At 61.0% G+C, this 24782-nt stretch carries 22 protein-coding genes; 10 read left to right on the plus strand and 12 right to left on the minus strand.

The genetic code is table 11. The features are described from left to right. Positions 1 to 170: 170 nt before the first annotated feature. From FHT87_RS24870 to FHT87_RS24885, 4 genes are all read right to left on the minus strand, one after another. Positions 171 to 3317 (minus strand): efflux RND transporter permease subunit, encoded by a 3147-nt coding sequence (locus FHT87_RS24870; RefSeq protein WP_183805359.1) that lies wholly within the window; start codon positions 3315 to 3317, stop codon positions 171 to 173. Positions 3318 to 3342: 25 nt separating this feature from the next. Then, positions 3343 to 4482, minus strand: coding sequence for an efflux RND transporter periplasmic adaptor subunit (locus FHT87_RS24875; RefSeq protein ID WP_183805360.1), 1140 nt, complete (start codon positions 4480 to 4482; stop codon positions 3343 to 3345). 50 nt (positions 4483 to 4532) lie between these two features. Next, complete coding sequence (locus tag FHT87_RS24880) at positions 4533 to 5141, minus strand: TetR family transcriptional regulator (protein ID WP_183805362.1); 609 nt, start codon at positions 5139 to 5141, stop codon at positions 4533 to 4535. A 151-nt stretch (positions 5142 to 5292) separates the two neighbouring features. Then, positions 5293 to 5724, minus strand: a complete 432-nt coding sequence (locus FHT87_RS24885; protein ID WP_183805364.1) for an OsmC family protein — start codon at positions 5722 to 5724, stop codon at positions 5293 to 5295. Between the two features lie 191 nt (positions 5725 to 5915). On the opposite strand from FHT87_RS24885, the gene FHT87_RS24890 reads away from it, so the two are divergent. From FHT87_RS24890 to FHT87_RS24905, 4 genes are all read left to right on the plus strand, one after another. Further along, a complete protein-coding gene (locus FHT87_RS24890; protein ID WP_183805366.1) occupies positions 5916 to 6656 on the plus strand; it encodes a FadR/GntR family transcriptional regulator in 741 nt (246 codons plus the stop codon). Between the two features lie 71 nt (positions 6657 to 6727). Beyond that, the gene (gene dgoD / locus FHT87_RS24895) at positions 6728 to 7876 is read left to right on the plus strand and encodes a galactonate dehydratase (RefSeq protein WP_007820404.1); all 1149 of its coding nucleotides are present in this window, start codon (positions 6728 to 6730) and stop codon (positions 7874 to 7876) included. A gap of 94 nt (positions 7877 to 7970) precedes the next feature. Further along, entirely contained in the window at positions 7971 to 8369 is a 399-nt protein-coding gene (locus FHT87_RS24900; protein ID WP_183805368.1) for a DoxX family protein, read from the plus strand. Positions 8370 to 8443: 74 nt separating this feature from the next. Next, positions 8444 to 9223, plus strand: a complete 780-nt coding sequence (locus FHT87_RS24905) for an SDR family NAD(P)-dependent oxidoreductase (RefSeq protein WP_183805369.1) — start codon at positions 8444 to 8446, stop codon at positions 9221 to 9223. Between the two features lie 69 nt (positions 9224 to 9292). Here the strand turns inward: FHT87_RS24905 and FHT87_RS24910 are convergent, their stop codons facing one another. Further along, positions 9293 to 10510 (minus strand): adenylate/guanylate cyclase domain-containing protein, encoded by a 1218-nt coding sequence (locus FHT87_RS24910; protein ID WP_183805370.1) that lies wholly within the window; start codon positions 10508 to 10510, stop codon positions 9293 to 9295. Between the two features lie 71 nt (positions 10511 to 10581). Beyond that, positions 10582 to 11604: a LacI family DNA-binding transcriptional regulator gene (locus FHT87_RS24915; protein ID WP_183805371.1), complete on the minus strand. Its 1023-nt coding sequence runs from the start codon at positions 11602 to 11604 to the stop codon at positions 10582 to 10584. A 94-nt stretch (positions 11605 to 11698) separates the two neighbouring features. Between FHT87_RS24915 and FHT87_RS24920 the strand changes: the two genes are divergently transcribed. From FHT87_RS24920 to FHT87_RS24930, 3 genes are all read left to right on the plus strand, one after another. Continuing rightward, positions 11699 to 12886: a phytanoyl-CoA dioxygenase family protein gene (locus FHT87_RS24920; protein WP_183805372.1), complete on the plus strand. Its 1188-nt coding sequence runs from the start codon at positions 11699 to 11701 to the stop codon at positions 12884 to 12886. 81 nt (positions 12887 to 12967) lie between these two features. Then, positions 12968 to 13789: an SDR family oxidoreductase gene (locus FHT87_RS24925; protein ID WP_183805373.1), complete on the plus strand. Its 822-nt coding sequence runs from the start codon at positions 12968 to 12970 to the stop codon at positions 13787 to 13789. A 96-nt stretch (positions 13790 to 13885) separates the two neighbouring features. Next, positions 13886 to 14797, plus strand: coding sequence for an SMP-30/gluconolactonase/LRE family protein (locus FHT87_RS24930; protein WP_183805374.1), 912 nt, complete (start codon positions 13886 to 13888; stop codon positions 14795 to 14797). Positions 14798 to 14799: 2 nt separating this feature from the next. On the opposite strand, the gene FHT87_RS24935 is transcribed toward FHT87_RS24930, so the two are convergent. From FHT87_RS24935 to FHT87_RS24960, 6 genes are all read right to left on the minus strand, one after another. Then, positions 14800 to 15081, minus strand: coding sequence for a MurR/RpiR family transcriptional regulator (locus tag FHT87_RS24935; protein ID WP_162729933.1), 282 nt, complete (start codon positions 15079 to 15081; stop codon positions 14800 to 14802). A gap of 71 nt (positions 15082 to 15152) precedes the next feature. After that, entirely contained in the window at positions 15153 to 15902 is a 750-nt protein-coding gene (locus FHT87_RS24940; RefSeq protein WP_183805376.1) for a ThuA domain-containing protein, read from the minus strand. A 16-nt stretch (positions 15903 to 15918) separates the two neighbouring features. Next, the gene (ugpC, locus tag FHT87_RS24945) at positions 15919 to 17001 is read right to left on the minus strand and encodes a sn-glycerol-3-phosphate ABC transporter ATP-binding protein UgpC (protein ID WP_183805378.1); all 1083 of its coding nucleotides are present in this window, start codon (positions 16999 to 17001) and stop codon (positions 15919 to 15921) included. A 19-nt stretch (positions 17002 to 17020) separates the two neighbouring features. Beyond that, a complete protein-coding gene (locus tag FHT87_RS24950) occupies positions 17021 to 17932 on the minus strand; it encodes a carbohydrate ABC transporter permease (RefSeq protein ID WP_183805380.1) in 912 nt (303 codons plus the stop codon). Between the two features lies 1 nt (position 17933). Beyond that, a complete protein-coding gene (locus FHT87_RS24955; RefSeq protein ID WP_183805382.1) occupies positions 17934 to 18821 on the minus strand; it encodes a sugar ABC transporter permease in 888 nt (295 codons plus the stop codon). An 85-nt stretch (positions 18822 to 18906) separates the two neighbouring features. Beyond that, the gene (locus tag FHT87_RS24960; protein WP_183805384.1) at positions 18907 to 20199 is read right to left on the minus strand and encodes an extracellular solute-binding protein; all 1293 of its coding nucleotides are present in this window, start codon (positions 20197 to 20199) and stop codon (positions 18907 to 18909) included. 202 nt (positions 20200 to 20401) lie between these two features. Here FHT87_RS24960 and FHT87_RS24965 point away from each other — a divergent pair, with 202 nt between their 5' ends. The 3 genes from FHT87_RS24965 (at position 20402) to FHT87_RS24975 (ending at position 24761) form a co-directional block, all read left to right on the plus strand. Then, positions 20402 to 21406 (plus strand): Gfo/Idh/MocA family oxidoreductase, encoded by a 1005-nt coding sequence (locus FHT87_RS24965; protein WP_183805386.1) that lies wholly within the window; start codon positions 20402 to 20404, stop codon positions 21404 to 21406. Positions 21407 to 21416: 10 nt separating this feature from the next. Next, positions 21417 to 22415, plus strand: a complete 999-nt coding sequence (locus FHT87_RS24970; protein WP_183805388.1) for a LacI family DNA-binding transcriptional regulator — start codon at positions 21417 to 21419, stop codon at positions 22413 to 22415. 102 nt (positions 22416 to 22517) lie between these two features. After that, on the plus strand, positions 22518 to 24761 hold the full coding sequence (locus FHT87_RS24975; RefSeq protein ID WP_183735429.1) for a glycoside hydrolase family 2 protein: 2244 nt from the start codon (positions 22518 to 22520) through the stop codon (positions 24759 to 24761). Positions 24762 to 24782: the final 21 nt, after the last annotated feature.

Below are 24782 nucleotides of genomic sequence, written 5' to 3' on the forward strand. Positions count from 1 at the left end.
GTCTCCTCGACGGCAGCATTCTGTACGCCGATGGCGTGCGCGGCGACCACATGCTCTGGCAGACGCTCTACTACCGCCGCAAGCACGAAGGCCCGAAACAAAAGATGAGTGAGACAAAGGATGAGTGAAACAAAAATGGCGCGGCCTCGACCGCGCCATGCGCCATTGTCTCATTCGGCTGCCAATGCCGGCGGATGATGGATGTCACCATCCGCCTCTTCCTGGTTGGCATTGGCATGTTCGTCATTCCTGGCCTTCGGCTCACGGCCGAAGAACAGAGCGTAGCCGGCCGGCAGTACGAGGATGGTCAGCACGGTGGCGACCAGGATACCGCCCATCATGGCGTAGGCGAGTGGACCCCAGAAGACGCCGCGCGAGATCGGGATCAGCGCCAGCACGGCTGTCAGCGCCGTCAGCATGATCGGCCGGAAGCGGCGGACGGCAGCTCCGACGATCGCCTCCTGCCTGTACATGCCCGCCTTGATGTCCTGATCGATCTGGTCGACGAGGATGATCGAGTTGCGGATGATGATGCCGAGCAGCGCGATGACGCCGAGGATCGCCACGAAGCCGAAAGGCGCACCGCTGATCAACAGGGCCGAGGCGGCACCGATGATGCCGAGCGGGCCGGTGGCGAAGACCAGCATCGCCTTGCCGAAATGCTGCAGCTGCGCCATCAGCAGGATCATGATGACGACGAGCATGATCGGCGCCTTGGCGGCAATCGAGGCCTGGCTTTCGGCCGAATCTTCGGCACCGCCCTGGATCTCGATCTTGTAGCCGGCCGGCAGGCTGTCGCGCAGATCCTTCATGTCGTTGTACAGCTTGGTCACGACGTCATTCGACTGAACATTATCAGGCAATGTCGCACGCACGGATATGGTCGGCAGGCGGTCGCGCCGCCATTCGACGCCTTGTTCCATTGACGGCACGACCTTGGCGATCTGCGAGACCGGAACGAAACCGCCGAAATCCGTCGGTACATAGACCGAGTTGACGGCTGAGAGCAGCGAACGGTTGGCATCCGGCTCGCGGGCGACGATCGACACCGTCTCTTCGCCGTCGCGGAAGTCGTCGAGCGGCGCGCCGGACATGGCGGTCTGCAGCATCTGGCGGACGCGCTGCGAGGTGACGCCAAGCGCACGGGCACGGTCCTGGTCGATGACCAGCTTCATCGCCGGCACCGGCTCCAGCCAGTCGTCATGAACAGCGCCGAGCATCGGGTCCTTGGCGAAGCGTTCCTTTACCTGATCGGCGATCTCACGCACTTCCCCACGGTCCGGACCCATCACGCGCATCTGTACCGGCCAGCCCGTCGGCGGGCCGAGGAACAGACGGTCGACCTTGCCACGGATGGATGGGAAATCTTCCGCAAGGATCGTCCTGAGCTTGGTGATGAGGCGTTCACGGGCCGGCTCGTCATTGGCCATGATCAGGAGCTGCGCATAGTTCGGGTTGCTAAGCTGCTGGTCGAGCGGCAGGAAGAAGCGCGGCGCGCCTTCGCCGATATAGGTGGCGATGAACTTCTTATCCGGATCGTCCATCATCTTGGCTTCCAGCGCCTTGGCCTGGACTTCCACTTCCTTGATGCTGGTGCCCTCGGGCAGCCAGAGATCGACGAGGATTTCCGGGCGCGAGGATTGCGGGAAGAAGTTCTGCGGAATGAACTGGAAGCTCCAGAGGCTGGCAACGAAGGTGGCGAGCGTCAGCACAACCACGATGACGCGATGGCGCACCGCCCAGCCGACCGTATGGCGCAAGCCGCGATAGAAGCGCGTGTCGAACACGTCATGATGCTCGCCCGCATGATGACGCTGCTTCAGGATCATGTAGCCGAGCCACGGCGTGAAATAGACCGCCACGAACCATGAGGTCACCAGCGCGATACCGACCACATAGAAGAGCGAACGCACATATTCGCCGGCCGTCGAGGCCGCAAAGCCCACCGGAATGAAGCCGGCCGTGGTGATCAGCGTACCCGTCAGCATCGGGAAGGCGGTCGAGGAATAGGCAAAACTCGCCGCATCGATCTTGACGAGACCTTCCTCGAGCTTTCGCTCCATCATTTCGACGACGATCATCGCATCGTCGACGAGCAGGCCGAGCGCGATGATAAGCGCACCGAGCGAAATGCGCTGCAGGTCGATACCGAGTTCGTACATGATGGCGAAGGTCGCAGCCAGAACCAGCGGAATGGCGATGGCGATGACAAGACCCGAACGCCAGCCGATCGACAGGAACGAGACGACGAGCACGATGGCCAGCGCTTCGCCGAGTGCATGCATGAACTCGCTGACCGCATCCGTCACGACGTCAGGCTGGTTGGAGATCTGGTCGACGGCGACGCCATAGGGCAGCGAGTCCTCGAAGCGCTTGTAGGTCGCCTCCACATCCTTGCCGACATCGGTGACCTTGAAGCCTTTGGCCATGACGACGCCGACTTGAACACTCTCGCGACCGTTATAGCGGTACTTGCGCTGATAGGGATCTTCGAGGCCGGAGGTGACGGTGGCGATATCGCCAAGGCGCGTCACCTGATTGCCAGAACGCAGGCGCAGTTCGCGGATATCCTCCACCTTGTGAACATTGCCTTCCACGGAGATACGAACCGAGCGCAGGCCGGTATCGACGTTGCCGGCCGGATCGACGGCGTTCTGGCCCTTGATGGCGTTCTGCAGGTCAGGGATCGTCAGTCCGCGCTCGGCGAGCGCTTTGGAGGAGACGTCGATATAGATCTTTTCCGGCTGATCGCCGATGATGACCGCCTTCTCGACGCCTGGCGTCGTCAGCAGCATGTCGCGCGCCTGGATCGCGAACGTCTTCAGCTCCGGATAGGAATAACCATCGCCGCTGATCGAATGCAGCGTGATGAACGTATCGCCGAATTCATCGTTGAAATAGGGACCGAGTAGGCCCTGCGGCAGGTCGCCACTGATGTCGCCGACCTTCTTGCGCACCTGATAGAAGGCGTCCGCGACCTGAGCTGAATCCGTGTCACCCTTCACCTGCACGGTGATGATGGTGCTGCCGGCGCGTGTGTAGGACTTTACCCAGTCGAGATGCGGGGTTTCCTGCAGTTTACGTTCGATCTTGTTGGTGACCTGGTCTTCCATGTCCTGAAGCGAGGCGCCAGGCCAGAGCGCCTGTACCACCATGACGCGGAAGGTGAAATCAGGGTCTTCCTTCTGGCCCATGCGTGTCAGGCCGAGCACACCGGTAATCAGGATCAGTCCGAACAGGAACCGCGCGATGCTCGGATGGCCGATTGCCCAGCGCGAAAGGTTGAAGGGGCGCTTTTCAGTGGTGGTGGTATCCATGGTCGTGTTCCCTCTCCCTGACCGTTCAGCGGACGGCTGCTTCCGTTTCGGCGGCAGCCGATTGCTGGTTGGGAAGCTTGACCTTCAGGTTTTCGCTCATGAATTGTGTGCCGGCTGCCACGACGAGATCGCCGTTATCGAGCCCCTTGGCGACACGAACGCCATCGCCGGTGAAATCCGCAATCTCGACGCCACGGACATGGACGGTTTCCGTTCCACGGTCGACGGTCCACACGACCTGCTTGCCATCCTTCTGTGCCAGTGCGCTGAGCGGGATGGAAACATAGGTGTCCGCATTGCTGACATCGGCTTCGATCGTCGCCGTCATCCCGAGCAGCACGCGCGGATCGTTCGGCAGGCTGACACGCACGGCGAAGGTGCGCGACTGCTGGTCGGCACTGCCCGCGACCTCGCGAACGGTGCCATCAAGCACCAGCTGGTCATCGGACCAGAAGCTCGCCTTGACGGTCTTGCCCGGCTTGAACTGCGCGATATCGTTTTCCGGCACCGCGATCTGCACTTCCTTCTCACCATCGACGGCAACGGCAACCACCGGCGTGCCGGACCCTACGACCTGTCCGACATCGGCATTGATGGTGGTCACGATACCGCTATGGTCCGCCTTGAGTTCCGTATAGCTCACCTGGTTCTTCGCCTGGTCGAGCGCGGAAGCGGCAGCATCCCGGCTCGAAATCGCCTGGTCATGGCTGAGCGAAGCCTGCTCGACCTGGGATTTCGGCGCGACATTCTTGTCGAAGAGCTGCTCGGCGCGACGGTTGGCGATATCGGCCGTCTCGACGGCCTTTTCAGCGGCGGCGAGATTGGCGTCGGCAGTCTTCACCGCAAGCTGGTAGTCGGTCGAGTCGATCCGCGCGAGAACGTCACCCGGCTTCACCTGCTCGCCGATATCGACGAGGCGCTCGGTGATCTTGCCGCCGACGCGGAAGCCGAGGTTCATTTCCGTGCGCGCCCTTACCGATCCGGAATAGTCCAGCGTGCGGGTATCGCCAGCCTTGGCGATCTCGACCACCTTGACCGGCCGGATGACCTCCTTAACCTCTGCCTTTTCTTCCGTGCAGCTTGCAACGCCGAGACCGACCGCACCAAGGAGCGCGAGGCTCATGACGGACGGCATGCGGTTGCTGAAGGTCTTGAGCGAAAACATCTTTCGCACTCCTGATTATCTAGGGTTTTCTTGGGCGACCTTGGCCGCGATTATTTTCTGAGTGCCCTGATCGCAAATTCGATCAGTTCGTCCACGGTCGCCCGGTTTGTCTTGGCAAGACATTGGGCCACCATCTGCGGGTGGCAGAGATTGATGGTCGCCGCCCCAAAGCAGCGGGAGGCGATCTCGGGGTCCTGTTCGGCGAATTCACCGGCAGCGATGCCGTCGCGGATAACGTCGGCAAGCAATGCGTGAATGGAGTCGATGTGCTTCTCGATGACATGCCAGTCGCGTTCGATCGCGACGATCACCATCTCATGCACTTTCTGCTGATCGAGCATCATGTCGAGCGTCAGCTGGTACTGGCTGCGCACGTACTGGCGCAGCCGGTCGGAAGCGCTGATCTTCTGATGGCAGATATTGGCTGCAAGCGCATAGCTCATCGCCAGCATGCGTCCGCAGATCGCCTGGTGGATCTCAACCTTGGAGGCGAAGAAACGGTAGATATTGGCAGGCGACATGCCGAGATCGCGGGCAACGTCCGCAACCGTCGTCTTGGAATAGCCGTAGTGGCGGAAAAGCCGCTCCGCCGCATCGAGAATACGGGTGATATTTTCCTGCCGCGTGACGTCGAGCGTATTTTCCGCGATGTCATTCATGGGTTTCAGGCCTGATATTTTACGACTGACGAAATTCGAATTTCGTCAGTCGTAAAATATCATCCTTCATTTGTCAATGATTTTGCGATGCAAACAAAAGTGCCGCAGCCTCGGAGAGCTGCGGCATCAGAATAAAAACAGGCTTGAAGGATCAGGCGAGCTTGACGTCGAGCGTGATCGGAACGGCCGAGAGAGCCTTGGAAACCGGGCAACCCGCCTTTGCCTTGCCGGCAAGTTCCTCGAACTTTGCCTGGTCGGCGCCGGGAATGCTGCCGGTCAGCGACAGGTGGATGGCGGTGATGGCAAAGCCGCCCTCGACGCTTTCAAGCGTCACCTTGGCGGAAGTTTCCATGTGGTCGGCCTTGAGGCCGGCTTCGCCGAGGATCAGCGACAGCGCCATAGTGAAGCAGCCTGCATGAGCAGCGCCGATAAGCTCTTCCGGGTTGGTGCCGGGAATGCCTTCGAAGCGGCTTGCGAAGCCGTATGGGTAATTGTTCAGCGCACCGCTCTGGGTCGAGATCAGACCCTTGCCGTCCTTGAGACCGCCCGACCACTGAGCCGAACCTGTACGATTGATCTGCATGCCGTCCTCCTGTTTCGATTGGTTTTCGAAGCGTTGTGCCGCTCCACCGCGAAGGACATTCTGCCCTTCCGACCGGCAATATAGTCCTCTATCCGCGGAAGACGACACCAGATTGAATTCCAATCATCATACAAGAAGATTGCTTGTGTATGATGATTGCTTTAAAAGACTTGGCCACGAGGAATCTTCCGATGCAGCCCGCAGCAAGACGCGATGAAAAAACTGCGGCGCCCGAGCGCCGGCCGCGCGTCCGCCGTAACGTGACGGCGGCGATTGCCGAGGATATCTGCGCCAACCGATACCCCGCCGGTACGCTGTTGCCGCGCGAAAACGATCTCTGCGACCTCCATGGCGTCAGCCGCACCGTCATCCGAGAATCCCTGAAAGTCCTGGAATCCAAGGGCCTCGTGCGCGGCAAGCCACGCATCGGCACCACCGTCTGCGACAAGGACGAATGGAACATCCTCGATCAGGATGTGCTGGAGTGGATGGGGCCGCATCTCGGCGACTTCGACTTGCTGGCGAGTATCCTGGAGGCCCGCCGCACGATCGAGCCGGCCGCGGCCGAATATGCCGCAAGCCGCGCGACCGCCAAGGAGATCGCCGATCTGGAGGAAGCCTGGCAGCGCATGCAATCGGCGAGCGACGATCCCGAAGCCTTCACCGAGGCGGATCTCCTCTTTCATACGGTGCTTCTCAAGGCGAGCCATAACCAGGTCTTCCGCCGCCTCGCCGGCGCCATCCATGCCGCCCTGAAATTCGCGCTTCACGCGTCGAACCTCGCCATGCCGGATCACCGGGAAGCGATCGCCATTCATGGCAAGGTCGTGGAGGCACTGCGCCTGCGCGACGCGGCAGAGGCGCGCGATTGCGTCAACCGAATTCTCGACCTCGCCAAACGCGACCTCACCGCCGCCGGCCGGACGAAATAAACGAACTCTGAGCAATATCGGCGGCTTCGTTCGCCGATGGGAACACGAAGCGAAACGAAAGCACGATTTCCATGAAGATCACCAAACTGACCACTTACATCGTCCCGCCGCGCTGGCTGTTTCTGAAGATCGAAACCGATGAAGGTATCGTCGGGTGGGGTGAACCGGTCGTCGAAGGCCGCGCGCTGACCGTCGAGGCCGCCGTTCACGAACTCGCCGATTATCTAGTCGGCAAGGACCCTTTCCTCATCGAAGACCACTGGACCGTCATGTATCGCGGCGGCTTCTACCGCGGCGGCGCCATCCACATGTCAGCAATCTCCGGCATCGACCAGGCGCTCTGGGACATCAAGGGCAAGGCACTGGGACAGCCGATCCATTCGCTGCTCGGCGGCCAGGTACGCGACCGCATCAAGGTCTATTCCTGGATCGGCGGCGACCGCCCTTCCGACGTCGCCCGCAACGCCAAGGACGTTGTGGCCCGTGGCTTCAAGGCCATCAAGCTCAACGGCTGCGAAGAAATGCAGATCGTCGACACCAACGAAAAGATCGACAAGGCCGTCGAAACCATCGCCACGATCCGCGAGGCGATCGGCCCGCATATCGGCATCGGCGTCGATTTCCACGGCCGTGTGCATAAGCCGATGGCCAAGGTTCTCGCCAAGGAGCTCGAGCCCTACAAGCTGATGTTCATCGAGGAACCGGTACTGTCCGAGCACCGCGAGACGCTCAAGGAAATCGCCAACCATTGCTCGACGCCGATCGCGCTCGGCGAACGCCTCTATTCCCGTTGGGATTTCAAGTCGGTCCTGTCGGACGGCTATGTCGATATCATCCAGCCCGATCTTTCGCATGCCGGCGGCATCACCGAATGCCGCAAGATCGCCGCCATGGCCGAAGCCTATGACGTGGCGCTCGCGCCCCACTGCCCGCTTGGTCCGATCGCGCTTGCCGCCTGCCTGCAGGTCGATGCCATCTCTTACAATGCCTTCATTCAGGAGCAAAGCCTCGGCATCCATTACAACAAGGGCAACGACATTCTGGATTACATTTCCAACAAGGAAGTCTTCCAGTACGCCGACGGTTTCGTCTCCATTCCGCAAGGTCCCGGCCTCGGCGTCGAAGTGGACGAGGCCTATGTCATCGAGCGCGCCAAGGAAGGCCACCGCTGGCGCAACCCGATCTGGCGCCATGAAGACGGAAGCTTCGCCGAATGGTAAACGAAGGGCCGCGAAAGCGGCCCTTTTTCATTAGCTCTGTCGGATAACGGGCAGCTCGTCCGTCATAGTGGAAACTCAAAGAGGAGATTTTACCATGGCCAGAGCCATTGCAGTCATCATCGCCCGCATCATCTTCAGCTTCATCTTCTTCATGGCGGCCGGCTTCAAGTTTGCCGATATCGGCGCGACGGCAGCCTATATCACCGCGGCCGGCTTTCCGGCGGCGACATTCTTCACCTGGATCGCTGCTTTCTTCGAGATCGCGCTGGCGCTCGCCTTCATCACGGGCGCCTTCTTCACCGAGGCCAGCCTGCTTGCCGGCATTTACGTGATCTTCCTCGCCTTCTCCTTCCATGGCCCCTCGCACTGGCAGCAGAACCAAGCCGAGTTCGGCTTCTTCGTCGATCACTTCACCTTCCTCGCCGGCCTGCTCTTCGCCGCCGTTCACGGACCGGAGAAATGGGCGCTGCGTCACAGCCTCCTGAAATGGTAGTCATCGCCCGAGCGTCCGGAACCAAGAGCCGCCCCGATCATTGCCTTACCGGCAACCGCAAAGAGGAACGGCCGATGGAGTTGCAGGGAAAGACCGCATTGGTGACCGGCGCAGGCTCCGGCATCGGCAAGGCAACCGCATTGAAGCTCGCCGCCGAAGGCGCAAAGGTCGCGGTGCTGAGCCGCACCGAAAGCGAGGTGCAACGGACCTGCCAGGAGATTATTGCCGCCGGCGGCCAGTCGATCGAACTGACCGCCGATACCAGCGATGAAGCGCAGATGCGGACTGCCATCGAGAAAATGACCGAGACTTTCGGGGGCATCGATATCGTCATCGCCAATGCCGGCATCAACGGTGTCTGGGCGCCGATCGACGACCTCAAGCCCGAAGAATGGGATCGGACCATGGCCGTGAACCTGCGCGGCACATATATGACCCTGCATCTGACCGTCCCCTATCTGAAGATGAACGGCGGCTCGATCGTCGTGGTCTCCTCCATCAATGGCACACGCACCTTCACGACACCCGGCGCCACGGCCTATACCGCGACCAAGGCGGGGCAGGTCGCGATGGTCCAGCAACTGGCGCTGGAGCTCGGCAAACACGGCATCCGCGTCAATGCCGTCTGCCCCGGCGCCATCGAAACCAGCATTTCCGCCAACACTACGACGCGTCACCGCGAGGAAACCGAGGTGCCCGTCATCTGGCCGGAGGGCGAAATCCCCATCACCGGCGGCAAGGCGGGATCGAGCGAAGATGTCGCCGAAACGATCCTCTTCCTCGCCTCCGAGCGCGCCAGGCATATTACCGGCACGCCGGTCTGGATCGACGGCGGACAGGGATTGCTGCGTTAGGGCAATTGCATGGAGCGAATAGCCGACCTGCATCCTATGCAGGCCTTGAACGCGGATAGATCTTGCTGGTCAGCCGTTCAGCCGCGCACTTTCCAGCGTATAGAGCAGCTGAGGGCGCTTGACGCCGCGCAGAGCATAGCGGCCGATACAGGCGAGGACGTTCCGCTCTGCCTCGGGGATCGTCGCTTCGAAATCCGACGACATCAGCACGTTGAGATCGACCGAACGGCAGATCGAGGCAATGCGGCTGACCTCGTTGACCGCCGGCCCGATGACCGTGAAGTCCAGACGATCCTGGCTGCCGATATTACCGTAGAAGACATCGCCGATATGCAGGCCGATATAGACATCCGTCGTCGGCCGCCGGTTCACTTCGCGCGCAGCGTTGAGTGCTGCAAGCTTCTGCCGTAGCAGGCGCTCTGCCTTCAGCGCCGCAGAACAGCTTTCCGCCGGCTCCTCGCCCTTGAAGATGGCAAGCACCCCGTCGCCGATCAGCTTCAGAACATTGCCGCCGGCCTCATGAATCGCTGTTATCACCGCCTCGCTATATTCGTTGAGCAGCGGAATGATCTCTTCCGGCGGAGAATTGTCCGAGATCTTCGTGTAGTTCAAGAGGTCGGAGAACCAGAGCGCTGCCGAAATGCGCTCGGTCTTGCCGCGCGAGATCTTGCCGTCCATCACCTGGCGGGCCGCATCCTCGCCGAGATAGACCTCGGCGATCGTGCGGGCGATGCGGGCGAGTGCCACGCATTTGATTGCCAGCCCAAGCACCGGCACCAGTTTGCGCAGGATCGCAAGATCCTGATCGGAAAACCCCTCCGGATGCTTCGTCGAGAAATGCGAGAAGAAGCAATCCATCTCGCCGATCGTGCCGGCCTCGGCAAAGCGATAGGCCATGGCAACGTAATCGGTATGACCGAGCTTATAAATCTGATCCAGCATGATGAAATCAGTCGGATCGCCGAAGCCGATCCTGCGCCGCACCTCTCGATCTCCGCTGGTCCAGAGATGGTAGAAGGCCGACCGACGCCAGGTATCCAGCCCCTGGCCCTCGCTCGAAGGGCCATATTCAAACTCGCCCTCGAAATCCTCAACGCTGTCCCAGCGAAAGGCCCGGCCTTCATGCACCGGATGGAGCGTGTCCATCAACGCCATGGCGCGATCAAGCCGCATGCCGGCATTGCGGCAGGCCTCGCAGAAGCCGGCAAGCAACTCCGCTTCGGTCGCACCGTTCAGGCCCTGTTCCGTCACCCATGCTGCGATTGTGCCGACGTCACTGTGATCCATGCGCTCTCCTCGCTGTCCGCAAGCTGTAACGTGAATCTGCCGCAGATGGAAAGACAATCAACCCGAACATACTATTGGCTCGTCGGCATATTGTAAGGCGTAACGATTTCGACGGTCGAAAACGCCGCCGGCGCCGCCCGACTGGCAGGGATCGTGCGAGCCATGATTGCACGGAAAGCGGAGCGTGCATCGGTTCTGAGATCATGATGCAGCACGAAATCGATCCGCCGTTCCACAAGCAAGGCGCGATTATCAGCATCAAGATCATGCGCCACGAAGACCGAGATCGGCCGGCCTGCAGCCTCGAAAGCGGCGAGCACTGCACGGTTCCCGCCGCCAACTGAATAGACGGCGTTGATCGAGGGATCACCGGCAAGGGCTTCGGCAACGAGCGTGCCCGTCGCGGCATCGGTGCCATGCCCTTCGCTCACTTCGATAATACCGATCGACGGATAATGCGCGCGGATCACCCGGCGAAAGCCGATCTCCCGCTCTTCCTCGCCCCGGAAGCGTCCGCTCGACAGCGTCACCAGCGCCTTGCCGCCGGAGGCCCCGAGCAGCCGGCCGATAAGGTAGGCTGCCGTCTCCCCCGCCGCCCGGTTATCGGCGCCGGCATAGGCCGACCGAGCCGAATTCGGCAGGTCGGTGACGAGCGTGACGACCGGGATATCGGCGGCATCGAGCCTTGCAACGGCCGCGACGATATCAGGCACGTCGGGCGCCTTCAGCACGATGCCATGTGTGCCACGCAGCCGGATCCGGTCGAGAAGTTGTGCCAATTCTGCCACTCGCACCACCTCGGCAAAATGAAACCGGCAGCGGAAGACAGTCGGCAGGAAGGTCGCAACCTCCGCTTCGAAGGCGGCCCGCACCGCCGTGCTGAACCTGTCAGGCGTTTCCATGACGATATCGATCGTCAGCTTGCGACCGGCTACATCGGCACCCGCCTGTTTCTCGAGCTCGGCGATTGCCGCTTTCACCCGCATCTCCGTCTGCCGCCGCACACCGGGCCGGCCGTTCAGCACCCGATCGACTGTGGCAGTGCTGAGACCTGCCTGAAAAGCGATATCCTTGACAAGAAAGGGATGTGCCATGCTTGCTGTTTTGATGGATTTTTGATGGATTCCTGCTCTATATCAGGATCGCCGTCGGCGTATAGTCCCTTCATCGGACATGGAGGAGCACCCGATGAAATCAGACAACCAGCAGAAACTGCGTACCGACCGCGTCTGGCTCACCGAAGACGCCTGCGATCTCAATGATTTCCGCGCGCTCGCCGAAAAGACAACCGTCCTCGCCGACTACCCAACGGCTTCTGCCGTCGAGAAGAACGTGCTGATCTACGACAGCCGCAAGGTGATCGAGGCAGCCTCGACGCCGGAAGGCCGTCGCGCCATTCTCGCCGAGATCTCGGAAGCCTTCGGCATCGGCCCCGGCGTCGTCGTCTTCAAGCATGCCTACGAAGACACCGGCATCATCGATCGAGCCAGCACCATCTTCGACGAGATCATCGAGGAGCAGCACCGCACATCGACCGGGGGCGGCGACCATTTCGCCAAGCCCGGCGCCAATGACCGCATCTGGAACTCGCTGGAAAAACACTGCCTTGCCGACCCCGACAACTTCGCTCGCTATTACGGCAATGCCATCGTGGCGCTGGCGAGCGAGGCATGGCTCGGCCCGCATTATCAGATGACGGCGCAGGTTAACCGGGTGAACCCGGGCGGTGCCGCGCAATCGGCCCATCGCGACTATCACCTCGGCTTCCAGTCATCCAAGGTAATCGAGCAGTTCCCCGCGCATGTCCATCGCCTCTCGCCGGTGCTGACCCTGCAGGGTGCGGTCGCCCATTGCGACATGCCGCTCGAAAGCGGCCCGACGCTTTTCCTGCCACACAGCCAGACCTACGAGCCGGGCTACCTCGCTCTCAAGCGCCAGGAATTCAAGGATTATTTCGACCAGAACCATATCCAGCTGCCGCTGGAAAAGGGCGATGTCGTCTTCTTCAACCCCGCCCTCTTCCATGCCGCCGGCACCAACCGCTCGAAAGACATCAAGCGCGTGGCGAACCTGCTGCAGGTCTCCTCGGCCTTTGGCCGAGCGATGGAAACCGTCAATCGCGAACGCATGAGCGCAAAACTCTTCCCCACTCTCAAGGCGCTGAAAAGTGCGCTGTCGGCAAGCGAGATCGCCAATGCCGTCGCCTCCTGCGCGGAAGGCTATTCCTTCCCGACCAATCTCGACCGCGATCCGCCACTCGGCGGCCTTGCGCCAAAGACCCAGGCCCGGTTGATGCACGAGGCGCTCGCGGAAAACTGGAGCGACGACGCCTTCGGCAAGGCCCTTGCGGAACAGGCAGCCAGGAAGCTGAGCTGACACGGCCATTACAACACCATCATCCCAGAGCCCCTTACCAGCGGTAAGGGGCCATTGGCATGTCATCAGGAGGAAAGACATATGAACACGGATTACGCCCGCCTCGACGGCAAGATCGCCATCGTCACCGGCGGCACACAGGGCCTCGGCGCCACCATTGCCCGCCTCTTTGCCGAACGCGGCGCTGAAGGCATCGTCATCTGCGGCCGCAACGAAGCCAAGGGCAAGGCAAAAGCCGAGGAGATTTCGTCAAAGACCGGCGCCAAGGTGGTCTACGTCAAGGCCGATCTCGGCAAGGTCGAGGATGCGCAAAATGTCGTCCATGTCTGCGACCAGACCTTCGGCCGCGTCGATGCCCTGGTCAATGCCGCTGCCATCACCGACCGCGGCACGATCCTCGATACCAGCCCCGAACTCTTCGACGCCATGTTCGCCGTCAACGTTCGCGCCCCCTTCTTCCTCATGCAGGAAACGGTCAAGGTCATGCGCCGAGAGAAGACCGAAGGCACCGTCGTCAATATCGGCTCCATGTCCGCCAAGGCCGGCCAACCCTTCATATCAGCCTATTGCGCGTCCAAGGGCGCACTGGAAACATTGACCAAGAACACCGCCTATGCGCTCTTGCGCAACCGCATCCGCGTCAATGGCCTGAATATCGGCTGGATGGCCTCCGAAGGCGAAGACCGCATCCAGAGGGAGTTTCACAAGGCCGACGATGACTGGCTCGCCAAGGCTGCCGCAAGCCAGCCCTTCGGCCGTCTTGTCGATCCGGAGGAGGTTGCCCGCGCCTGTGTCTATCTATCATCGGCCGAATCCGGCCTGATGACCGGCTCCGTCATCTGCTTCGACCAATCGATCTGGGGCGCCTATGACGGCTCGCCGCATCCGATAGCCGCTCTTTAAAACGCATCCACGCCTGGCGCTTTCTGCAGCCAGGCTCTGGCACGTTCAGCCGTTTGCCGCTACGAAGATGCAATATCGATCTGGGAGGAATCGTGCATGGCCGGAAACGAGCTTTATGACATCAAAGACGAGCGTTTTCGCGCGCTGATCGCCGGCAGCGCTGTGCTGGAGGAGCTTTACACGGGCTGTCGCTGGGCCGAGGGGCCGGTTTGGTTTTCCGATCTGAATTGCCTGCTCTGGAGCGACATTCCGAACGAACGCATAATGCGCTGGGTGCCGGATGGGACCGTCTCCGTCTTCCGTTCGCCTTCCAACTACGTCAACGGCAATACCCGTGATCGGCAGGGTCGCCTCGTTTCCTGCGAGCATGGCGGCCGCCGTGTGACTCGCACCGAGTCGGACGGCCGCATCACCGTGCTTGCCGACAGTTACAACGGCAAACGGCTGAACTCTCCGAACGACGTCGTGGTCAAGTCCGACGGCTCGATCTGGTTCACCGATCCGAGCTACGGCATTATGTCGGATTACGAAGGCCACAAATCTCCGGAAGAGCAGGAAAGCCGCAACGTCTACCGCATCGACGCCGCGACTGGCGACATCGAAGCCGTCATGACCGACTTCATCCAGCCGAATGGGCTGGCCTTCTCACCGGACGAACGCCAGCTCTTCATCGCCGATTCCGGTTCCGCCAATCATGACGTCCCGCGCCATATCCGCGTCTTCGATGTCGTGGATGGCCGCAAGCTGACAAACAGCCGCTACTTCTGCTCGATCGACAGCGGCGTGCCCGATGGTTTCCGTTTCGATGTCTCCGGCAATCTCTGGACGAGTGCTGCCGACGGCGTGCACTGCTTTGCGCCCGACGGGACACTGCTCGGCAAGATCAAGGTGCCGCAGACCGTTTCCAACATCACATTCGGCGGCCCGAAGAAGAACCGCCTCTTCATCACCGCGACGCAATCGCTCTATTCGATCTACACGACGACGAACGGCGCGCAGTACCCGTAAGCCTACGCCTTGCGCGCTGCAGCTCTGAGTGCCTGCTGGAAAACCTGCTTCATCTCGGCAAAACCATCAAAGCCGAGATGATGCGCGAAGCGGATGACGCTGGTCTGTGAAACATTGCAGCGCTCGGCGATCTTCTGGCTGCTTTCGAAAGCGAACACATCGGGCCTCTCGGCGGCGAGCCGCGCCAGCGCATCCAGCCGCTGCGGCAGATCGCGATGGATGGAAACCCAGAATGCCTTGCTGAGAAAGGCATCTCCGTCAGCCTTCATCGAAACGGTCTGCATTCCAGCCTCCATCGTTTACCGCCCCGTGGAGGCCAGGATCATCATGGCCCCAGCCCCACGGGAGGAACTATTTAAGCCTTCACCTTGTCCGGCCGGCCGTGCAGTGGCTCCTTGCGGTGCCAGTTTTCGAGGATGCGGCCATCCATATGCTTCTGCTGCGCCCAGCGTATGCCGTTGGTGATGACCTTGTGCACCGTCTTGTCGTGATAGATCGGGTACGTCTCGTGGCCGGGACTAAAGAAGAAGATGCGCCCGCGCCCGCGCTGGAAGGTGCAGCCGCTGCGGAACACCTCGCCACCGGAATACCAGGAGATGAATACCAGCTCGTCCGGCTGAGGAATGTCGAAGGGCTCGCCATACATTTCCGAAGCATTGACCTCGAAATAGGGCGGCAGGCCCTCGGCGATCGGGTGCGAGGGATTGACCACCCAGACGCGCTCCAGATCGCCCTCGGGCGTTTCGCGCCAGGAGAGATTGGCATTGGTGCCCATCAGCCGGCGGAAGAGCTTGGAGTGATGGCCGGAATGCAGGACCAGCAGGCCCATGCCCTTCAACACCCGCTGCTGTACGCGGTCGATCAGCCCGTCGCTGACCTCTTCATGCGCCATATGCCCCCACCAGAGCAGCACGTCAGTATCGTTGAGCACGGAATCCGGCAGGCCTTCATCCGGATCGTCGAGCGTGCCGCGGCGGATCTCGAAATCGGGATGGGCGATACCGGCGGCGATCGCGCCGTCGATACGGTCGGGATAGATATCCTGGACTTCCTTGTGGACCTGCTCGTGGCGTCCTTCGTTCCAGATCGTGACCTTGATTGTCATGCTATTCCTCGATGTTTCAAATTTGAGCCGAATGGAGAACCCGGCCGGCGGAATCGAACAGATGGCAAGCGGCGCGCTCGGCTGTGAGCGAAACGCGATCGCCGGGACGAATGGTCATGTCGCCTTCTGTGCGCACGACGATCGGCTGCTGCTGCGACCCGACCGTTAGATAGGTCTCGACACCAAGCCGCTCGACGATAACGACCTCGGCCGAAAAATCGCCCTGCCCCTGCGGCGCGAGCTTCAGATGCTCCGGCCGGATGCCGAGTTTCGCCTCACCCTGCGGCACGGCGCCATTGGCATCCGAGAGATCGATCGCAAGGCCGAGCGGGCTTTCCAGATGCACCTTGCCGGCATCCCGGCGTGTTGCCGTCATCGGCAGCACGTTCATCTTCGGCGAGCCGATGAAGGTCGCGACGAACTCGTTTTCGGGCTGATGGTAGAGTTCCATCGGCGCGCCCTGCTGGGCCACGACACCCTCGTTCAGAACGACGATACGATCGGCCATTGTCATCGCCTCGACCTGGTCATGCGTGACATAGACAACGGTCGCCTTCAGCTCGCGATGCAGGCGCTGCAGCTCGGCGCGCATCTGCACGCGCAGCGCCGAATCGAGATTCGACAGCGGCTCGTCGAACAGGATCAGCGACGGCTTCTTGATGATCGCACGGCCGATCGCCACGCGCTGGCGCTGGCCACCGGACAGTGCTCCCGGCTTGCGGCTGAGATAGTCAGTCAGTTGCAGGATCTCCGCGACGCCTTCGACCTGCTTCTTGATTTCGGCTTCCGGCACCTTCTTGAGGCTCAGCGAAAAGCCGATATTTTCAGCGACCGTCATATGCGGATAGAGCGCATAGGACTGGAATACCATGGCGATGCCGCGCTTGTCCGGCGGCACGTCGTTGATGCGCTGGCCGTTCAGCACCAGATCGCCCTCATCGATGCCTTCGAGGCCGGCGATCATACGCAACAACGTGGACTTGCCGCAGCCCGACGGGCCGACGAACACGGCGAATTCGCCATCCTCCACCGTGATATCGACGCCCTTGATGACTTCGAGCGCGCCGTAGAATTTGCGAACGTTTCTGAGATTGATCATTCGTTTCTCTTTCTTGATCTCAGCCCTTCACACCGCCCGAGAAAGTCTGGACGAGGAAGCGTCGCGCAAAGCCGAAGGCGACGACGGCAGGCAGCAGGTAAATGAAGGCGAGCGCCGTCAGCAGGCCGTAATCGATCTCGTTGATGCGCAGGAAGGCGCGGAAGAGGCCGAGCGGCAGCGTCTGCAGCTCTGGCGACGACAGGAAGATCAGCGGCAGCAGGAAATCGCCCCAGGCAGACATGAAGGCGAAGAGACCGGCGGCCGCCAGACCCGGCATGGCAAGCGGGATCAGCACGCGGCGGATGCGCTGCATCATCGTCGCCCCGTCCATGACGGCCGCTTCCTCATAGTCGCGCGGCAACCCGTCGAAGAAGGTCTTCATGATCCAGAGCGCAAGCGGCAACTGCATGGTGGCGAGCACCAGCATGATACCGAGATAACCGTCGATGAACCCGGTCCAGCGCATGATATCGCGGGCATAGCTTCCGAAGATCGGCCGCAGGATTGCAGCCTCCCCATTGTTCAGCGTCAGCAGGAACTTGTAGAGCGGCACGACGAGTGCGGTCGGCGGCAACACGCGGATCAGCAGGATCGCGTAGAGGAAGGGCAGCTTCCACCAGGCCCGCGTGCGCGACAGCGCATAGCCACCGAGCCCCGCCAGAACCATGACGATAAGCGTCGCTCCGCCGACCACGAAGAGCGAGTTGAACAGCCACTTCGCCCCATCCTCCTTGGTGAAGACGCGCACATAGTTTGCAAGCGTCCATTGCTCCGGCCAGCGCAGGAAGAGCCGCGCATTGCCATCGAAGGAGGCGAGCAGCACCCAGAAAAAGGGCACGGCGCAGAAGATCGAGATGATCGACAGCGTTGCATAGGCGATGAGGTCGGAGCGGGTCTTGTTGGCACCTTCGCTCGGGGAAATAGCGGTCATGTCAGACCTCCACTTTCATGGCTCGGACATAGCCGATGCCGAGGATCAGCGAGATGATGAGCGCGACGACCGCGACCGCAGCACCGTAACCGAGCTGGAAGGCCGTGAAGGACTGGTTGTAGATGTAGATGCTGACGACCTCCGTCGCCCCGCCCGGGCCGCCGCGCGTCAGCGCGTAGACGAGACCGAAGACGGCAATGGTGGAGACGGCCGAAATCAGCATGTAGAGCAGGATTGTCGGCATCATCAGCGGCAGGGTGATGCGGCGGAACATCTGCGACGGTGTCGCGCCGTCCATGCGCGCCGCCTCGTAGATCTCGGCGGGGATGGTGCTGAGGCCCGCCGTAAGCAGGATCATCGCGGTCGCGATACCGCGCCAGGTGTTGACGATGATGATCATCGACAGTGGGAAGGCGTTCAGCCAGTCGGCCGGATTGATGCCGAAGAAGGCAACGATGCGCGAGAGCGTCGCATGTTCGCCGCCGGCCAGCATCGAGATCCACATGAAGCCGGCAACGACTTCCGGGGCGGCATTCGGCAGAAGAATAATCGAAGAGAAGAACTGGCGGAAACGGATCGGCCGGCGCAGCGCCATTGCCGAGATCAGTCCGAGCGCGAACTGCCCGATGACGGCAGAACCCATGACGAAGACGAAGGTGACGAACAGCGAATTCCAGAACTTTGCATCGTTGAAGAGGCGCACATAGTTGCGGATACCGACGAAGCGCGGCCGCAGGGCCGCAGCTCCTGTCAGCGCCTCATTGGTGAAGCTCAGATAGACGGAATAGAGGGCGGGATAGATCACAAAGGCCAGAAGCAGGACCAGCGACGGCAGCAGAACCAGCAGGAGTTGGCGCTCGGTTCGCTTTTCATGAGAGTTTCGGGCCATTGAAGCTCACAACCTTATCAAATGAAATCGGAAAGACGCGGCGAGAATGCCGCGTCCCCGTCTTGGCGGGAGGAAGATAAGCGGCTTACTTGACCATGTCGTCGCCGAGCGTTTCCTTGACGTAGTCGACAAGGATCTTCTGGGCGCCGGCCGCATCGGTTTCCTTGCGCAGCAGGGCTTCGGTGGCGCGTGCCACACCTTCGGCAACCGTGCCGAAGCCGGAAGCCTGCTTCAGGAAGACGCCGTTTCCAGCAGCAGCATGGATCGGAACGAGTTCCGTCAGCTTCTGGAATTCCGGATCCTTGGCGGCATCCTTGCTGGCCGGAATGTTGCCGATGCGGGCAGCATAGGAAACCTGTGTTTCGACCGAGCCGATTTCCATCAGCGCCTTCTTGGCCAGTTCCACATTGGCGGACTTGGAGTTGACGGCCCACGGAGCAGCGAGGTTGGCAAGCACGTACTGGCCGCCGCTCTGACCCGGAACGGTCCAGGTGCCGACGATCTTGGTCACGTCAGGGATCGGGTTCTTGCTCTCGCGACCCCAGTCGAAAATGTAGCACCAGGAACCGCAGGTGGTGGCGGCAAGCTTGCCGGCCGGGAACATTTCATACTTCGGCACGACCCAGGGCTCCGGTCCGAGCAGCGGCTGCACCGGCATGAGGTCCTTGTCGATCAGCGTCTTGTAGACGTTGAAGACATCCTTGACACCTTCGCCGTTCAGGTCGAGCTTGCCATCGGCACCGACGAGCTGCGGCGTCTTGGAACCGACGAGCAGGTGCTGGAAGCCTTCGTCGAAGGCGCCGCTGCCCCAGGAAACGCCGGCCGGGAAGAGTAGGCCGTAAGAGCCGGTCTTCTGCTTGACTTCGGCGGCGCGATCCAGGAGCTCCTGCCAGGTCTTCGGCTGCTCGGCGGAGATGCCAGCCTTTTCGAGAACATCCTTGCGGAAATAGATTTCCTGAATGCCGAGCATGAACGGCATCACATAGGTTTCGCCGTCAGGGCTGACAGCAAGCTGCTTGGCGACGTCATAGAGGTTGGCATAGCCGTCCCAGGCCTTGAACTCGGTGGAAACGGGCGCGAGGTAGCCGGCTTCGACCATGTCGGCAACGGCAGCCGTCGTCGGGATGGAGAAGAGGTCGGGTGCGTTGCCGGCGCCGAGTTCGGTCAGGAGCTTGGTGAGATAGTCCTTATCCGGCGCCGGATATTCGACGACCTCGACCGTCACGGCATATTTTTTCTCGATCCGCTCGACGGTCGACTTCATCGCGTCGATGCCGGCCTGACCGTGATTGGCGATACGAATTGTTTCAGCATGGGCCAGCGTCGAAACCGCGCTGAATAGGATGGCGCACAGGCCACCGATAACCGTCTTCTTCAACGGAAGTCCTCCCTTTTTTAGAGCCACGGCGCCCTCCAGCACCGGTGACGAAAATGTACACGCATTCTGAATGCTGACAAGATGATTTTTGAAACCTCAAACTACGCAAATTTATCATATTGATTTTAGGTAGTTATTTATAACTTGCACCAATGGTATCGTTTGTGTAATCGTTTGCACAGCGATATCAGGGAGGATTTCGATGTCTCAGAAATTACGCCTCGGCGTCATCGGCGCCGGCTTGAAAGCGGCTGAGTATGCTCAGAGCTGGGCAAGGATGCCGGAAATTGAATTCGTGGCGCTTGCCGACACCAGCGAAACCTCCCGCAAGCGCCTCATCGACGTCTGTACCGCGGCCGGTGCGCCGGAACCGAAGAGCTTCGCCGATTACCGGGATCTGCTCACAAAATGCCGCGACGAACTCGACATCATCTATGTCTCGACCCCGCACGCTTCCCATGCCGAGCAGGCGACCGCCGTCGCCGAAGCTGGCCTCGACCTCTTCCTCGAAAAGCCGATGGTGACGACCGTCGCCGAGGCCGAGACGCTGATCGCGGCGCAGAAGAAAAGCGGCGTCACCATCGTCACCGCCTTCCAGGGCGGGCTGTCTCCGCTGGTGCTCGACACGCGCAAACGCGCTCTGTCAGGCGAATTCGGCGAGCTGATCGCCATTTCCGGCATGATCTGGGAAAGCTGGTCTTCGAATTATGACGGCCACTGGAAGCAGCAGCCGGAAATCTCTGGCGGTGGCTTCATGTTCGATACCGGCGCGCACATGATGAACACCGTCTGCCTGCTCGCCAATTCCGATTTCGACAGCGTTTCTGCCTATATGAATAATCAGGGAAAAAAGGTCGATATCGCCACCGCGGTCTCCGCCCGCCTGAAGAACGGCGCGCTTGCCACGCTGACGGCCGCCGGCGAAGGCCCTCCCGGCTGCGCTTCCTACATCATCTTCTTCTATTCGAAGGCGATCGTGCGCATCGACGCCTGGGGCGGCTGGCGCGAAATCAGCGTCGGGCGCATCAGCGAGCTGCGCGAAGAGGCCGAGATTCTCGGCAATCCGATGAAGAATTTCCTCGCCATCCGTGCCGGAACGATGGAAAACTCCGGCTCCGTTGAAATGGGTCTCAGATTCGCTAGGCTCTGGGATGCAATCAAGGAATCGGCAGCGGCCGACGGCACCCCCGTCAGGATTGCCGGATAGGCGCAAGACGATGAATGGAACGAACAGACGGCGGATCACCTCGAAGGAACTGGCGAAACTGGCCGGCGTCTCCTCGGCGACGATTTCGAGGGCTTTCTCGCCGAATTCGCGGATCGGCAGCGCCACGCGTGACCGCATTCTCGCCGTCGCCCGCGAATACGGCTACCAGCCGAATGCGATCGCCCGTTCGCTGAACAACCAGCGTTCGCGCCTCGTCGCCCTCGTCGTCAATGCGATCGGCAACCCATGCGAAGCCGAAGAGCAGCAGCTTCTCATCCACCGCCTGCAGGCCCACCAACTCCTGCCCATTCTTCTCTGCTGCGCCGATCATTCGGACCGGCTGCAGCTGATGCGGCTCGCCTCGACCTACCAGGTGGATCACGTCGTCATCTTCTCCGACATGGTGTCGATGCAGGATGCGGTCGACATCTTCCACACCACGAAGCCGATCATCGTTTCCTTCGAACCGCTGGAAAACGAGGATGTCTCCAACATCCGCATCGATGGCGCCGTTGGCGCCGGTGAGATCATCGACAAGATCGTCAGCGATGGCAAACGGCGCTTCGCCTATCTCTCCGGCACCAAATCGAGCTGGATCGACAAGCTGCGCCGCAAGTGGTTTGCAGACGCTCTGGCGCGTCACGGCCTTGCCTTCGAGGCGGAAGCCTTCGGCGACTATTCCTACGATTCCGGCTTCAAGGAAGCCGTTCTCTTGCTGCATCGTTCCAAGGTCGATGCTGTCATCTGCGGCAACGATGTGATGGCGATCGGCGCGCGCGATGCCGCCCGCCGCGTGCTCGGGAAGAATACGCCTGGGGATATCGCCATCGTCGGCCAGGATGGCATTGCCATGGCCGCCTGGGACTGCAACGACCTGACGACGCTGAGCCTCGACCACGTGTCCTTCATGGACGCGGTCGTCGAGGTGATCGAACGCCATGAGGCCGGCGACGAGGGTCCGCACAGCATTACGCTTGCCTGCACACCCCGCTGGGGTTCGACCGCCTGAGAGGCGGCTCCAGCCATTCGCATCGAGGAGGAATATCGATGATCACCCTTTCACGCGCCGCCGGGCGCCGCCTCTTCCCTGCAGCCTGCCGGGGAGCCTGAGATGCGTTCCGTCGTTTCCCTCAATGAATCCTGGAGCTTCCACGAAGGCTTTGGCCAGCACCTGACCGAGGCTTTCGACGGCGACCATATGGTCAGCCTGCCGCACACGGCCGTCGAGCTGCCCTTCAACTATTTCGACGAGAAGCGCTATCAGCGCGCCTTCACCTATCAGAAGGTGCTGCGCTGGCTGCCGGAATTCGAAGGCCGCGAGGTCTCAATCCTCTTCGATGGCGCCATGGCCGACAGTGTCGTCTATCTGAACGGCGAAGAGATCATTGCCCATAAGGACGGCTATACGCCCTTCGAATCCCGCCTGACCAGCAAACTCATCAAGGGCGAGAACCTGATCACGGTCAAGATCGACGGCAGCGAGAACCCCGCCATCCCGCCCTTCGGCGGTCGCATCGACTATCTCACCTATGCCGGCATCTATCGCGACGTCTGGCTGAAGGTCACCGACAAGGTCTCCATCCGCAATCTCAAGATCGAGACCCACGACGTGCTGTCCGACATGAAATCGGCGACCGTGCGCATCGATATCGCCAACCCGCAGAGCCTGACCTATGCGGCAACCATTACCGCCTCGCTGAAGGATGCAAGCGGCATCATTCTCGCAAGTGCCGCCGGTGAGACGATCGGCTCGGTGACGACCCTTTCCTTCGGCGGCCTGACCGGCATCGAACTGTGGGACCTGGCAAACCCGGCGCTCTACGAAGTTGTCGTCGATCTCAGAACCGAACACGGCTCAGACAGAACTTCCGCTCATTTCGGCTTCCGCACCGCCAAATTCACGCCGGAAGGTTTCCTGCTCAACGGCCAGCCCGTAAAGCTGCAGGGCCTCAACCGCCATCAGGCCTATCCCTATGTGGGCTACGCTGCCGGCCGCTCCGCGCAGGAACGCGACGCAGACATCATGAAAAAAGTGCTGAAGTGCAATATCGTGCGCACTTCGCACTATCCGCAGTCGAAATGGTTCCTCGACCAGTGCGACCGCATCGGCCTGCTCGTCTTCGAGGAAATCCCCGGCTGGCAGCATATCGGCGATCTCGACTGGCAGCAGGAATCCATCGAGAACGTGCGCCGCATGATCGAGCGCGACTGGAACCATCCGTCGATCATCATCTGGGGCGTGCGCATCAACGAGTCGCTCGATAGCCACGACTTCTATACTGCGACCAACCGACTGGCCCACGAGCTCGATTCAACGCGCCAGACCGGCGGCGTTCGCTACCTGACGGAAAGCGAGCTTCTCGAAGACGTTTATACGATGAACGACTTCATCCTCGGCAATGAGGAACTGCCGGGCGCCAATCGCCCACGCACGGCGCTTCGCGGCCAGCAGGAAAATACCGGCCTCTCCTACAAGGTCCCCTACATCATCACCGAGTTCAACGGCCACATGCATCCGACCAAGATGTATGATGCCGAGCAGCGCCAGGCCGAACATGTGCGCCGCCATCTGGAAGTGCTGAACGCCGCCTATGGCGATCCGGACATTTCGGGTGCGATCGGCTGGTGCATGTTCGACTACAACACGCACAAGGATTTCGGCTCCGGCGACCGCATCTGCTATCACGGCGTCATGGACATGTTCCGCGAGCCGAAATTCGCGGCCTATGTCTATGCCAGCCAGTGCGACCCTTCGGATGAAATCATCATGAAACCGGTCACGTTCTGGGCGCGCGGCGAACGCAGCATCGGCGGCGTGCTGCCGCTGATCATCCTGACCAATTGCGACGAAGTGGAACTGACATACGGCTCGCTGACAAAACGTATCGGCCCGGACCGTGAAAACTATCCGCACCTGCCGCACCCGCCAGTCGTGCTCGACCACCGCCATTTTACCCAGGACGAACTCGGCCGCTGGGGCCTGGAATGGATCGACGGCGAATTCACCGGCTTCATCAATGGCGAGCCCGTGGCCAGACTGACACTCGCCGCCGATCCGCTGCCGACCGCACTCGAAGTCGCGCCCGACAGTACCATGCTGAAGGCGCGCGAGCGCGATACGACCCGTGTCATCATCCGCGCACTCGACCAGCGCGGTCAGCGCCTGCCCTTCCTGAACGATGCGGTAACGCTGACGGTCAAAGGCCCTGCCAAGATTGTCGGCCCGACGACCGTACCGCTGCAGGGCGGGACGACGGGCTTTTGGCTGGAAGCGACGGGCCTGACCGGCGAAATCGCCGTCGAAGCGACCTCAAGCCACTTCGCACCGGTCACGATCTCGGTGGCGGCGGTCTGACTGCGGCCAGAGAATATTTTG

This window comes from Rhizobium sp. BK316, assembly GCF_014193695.1.
Lineage (GTDB): Bacteria > Pseudomonadota > Alphaproteobacteria > Rhizobiales > Rhizobiaceae > Rhizobium.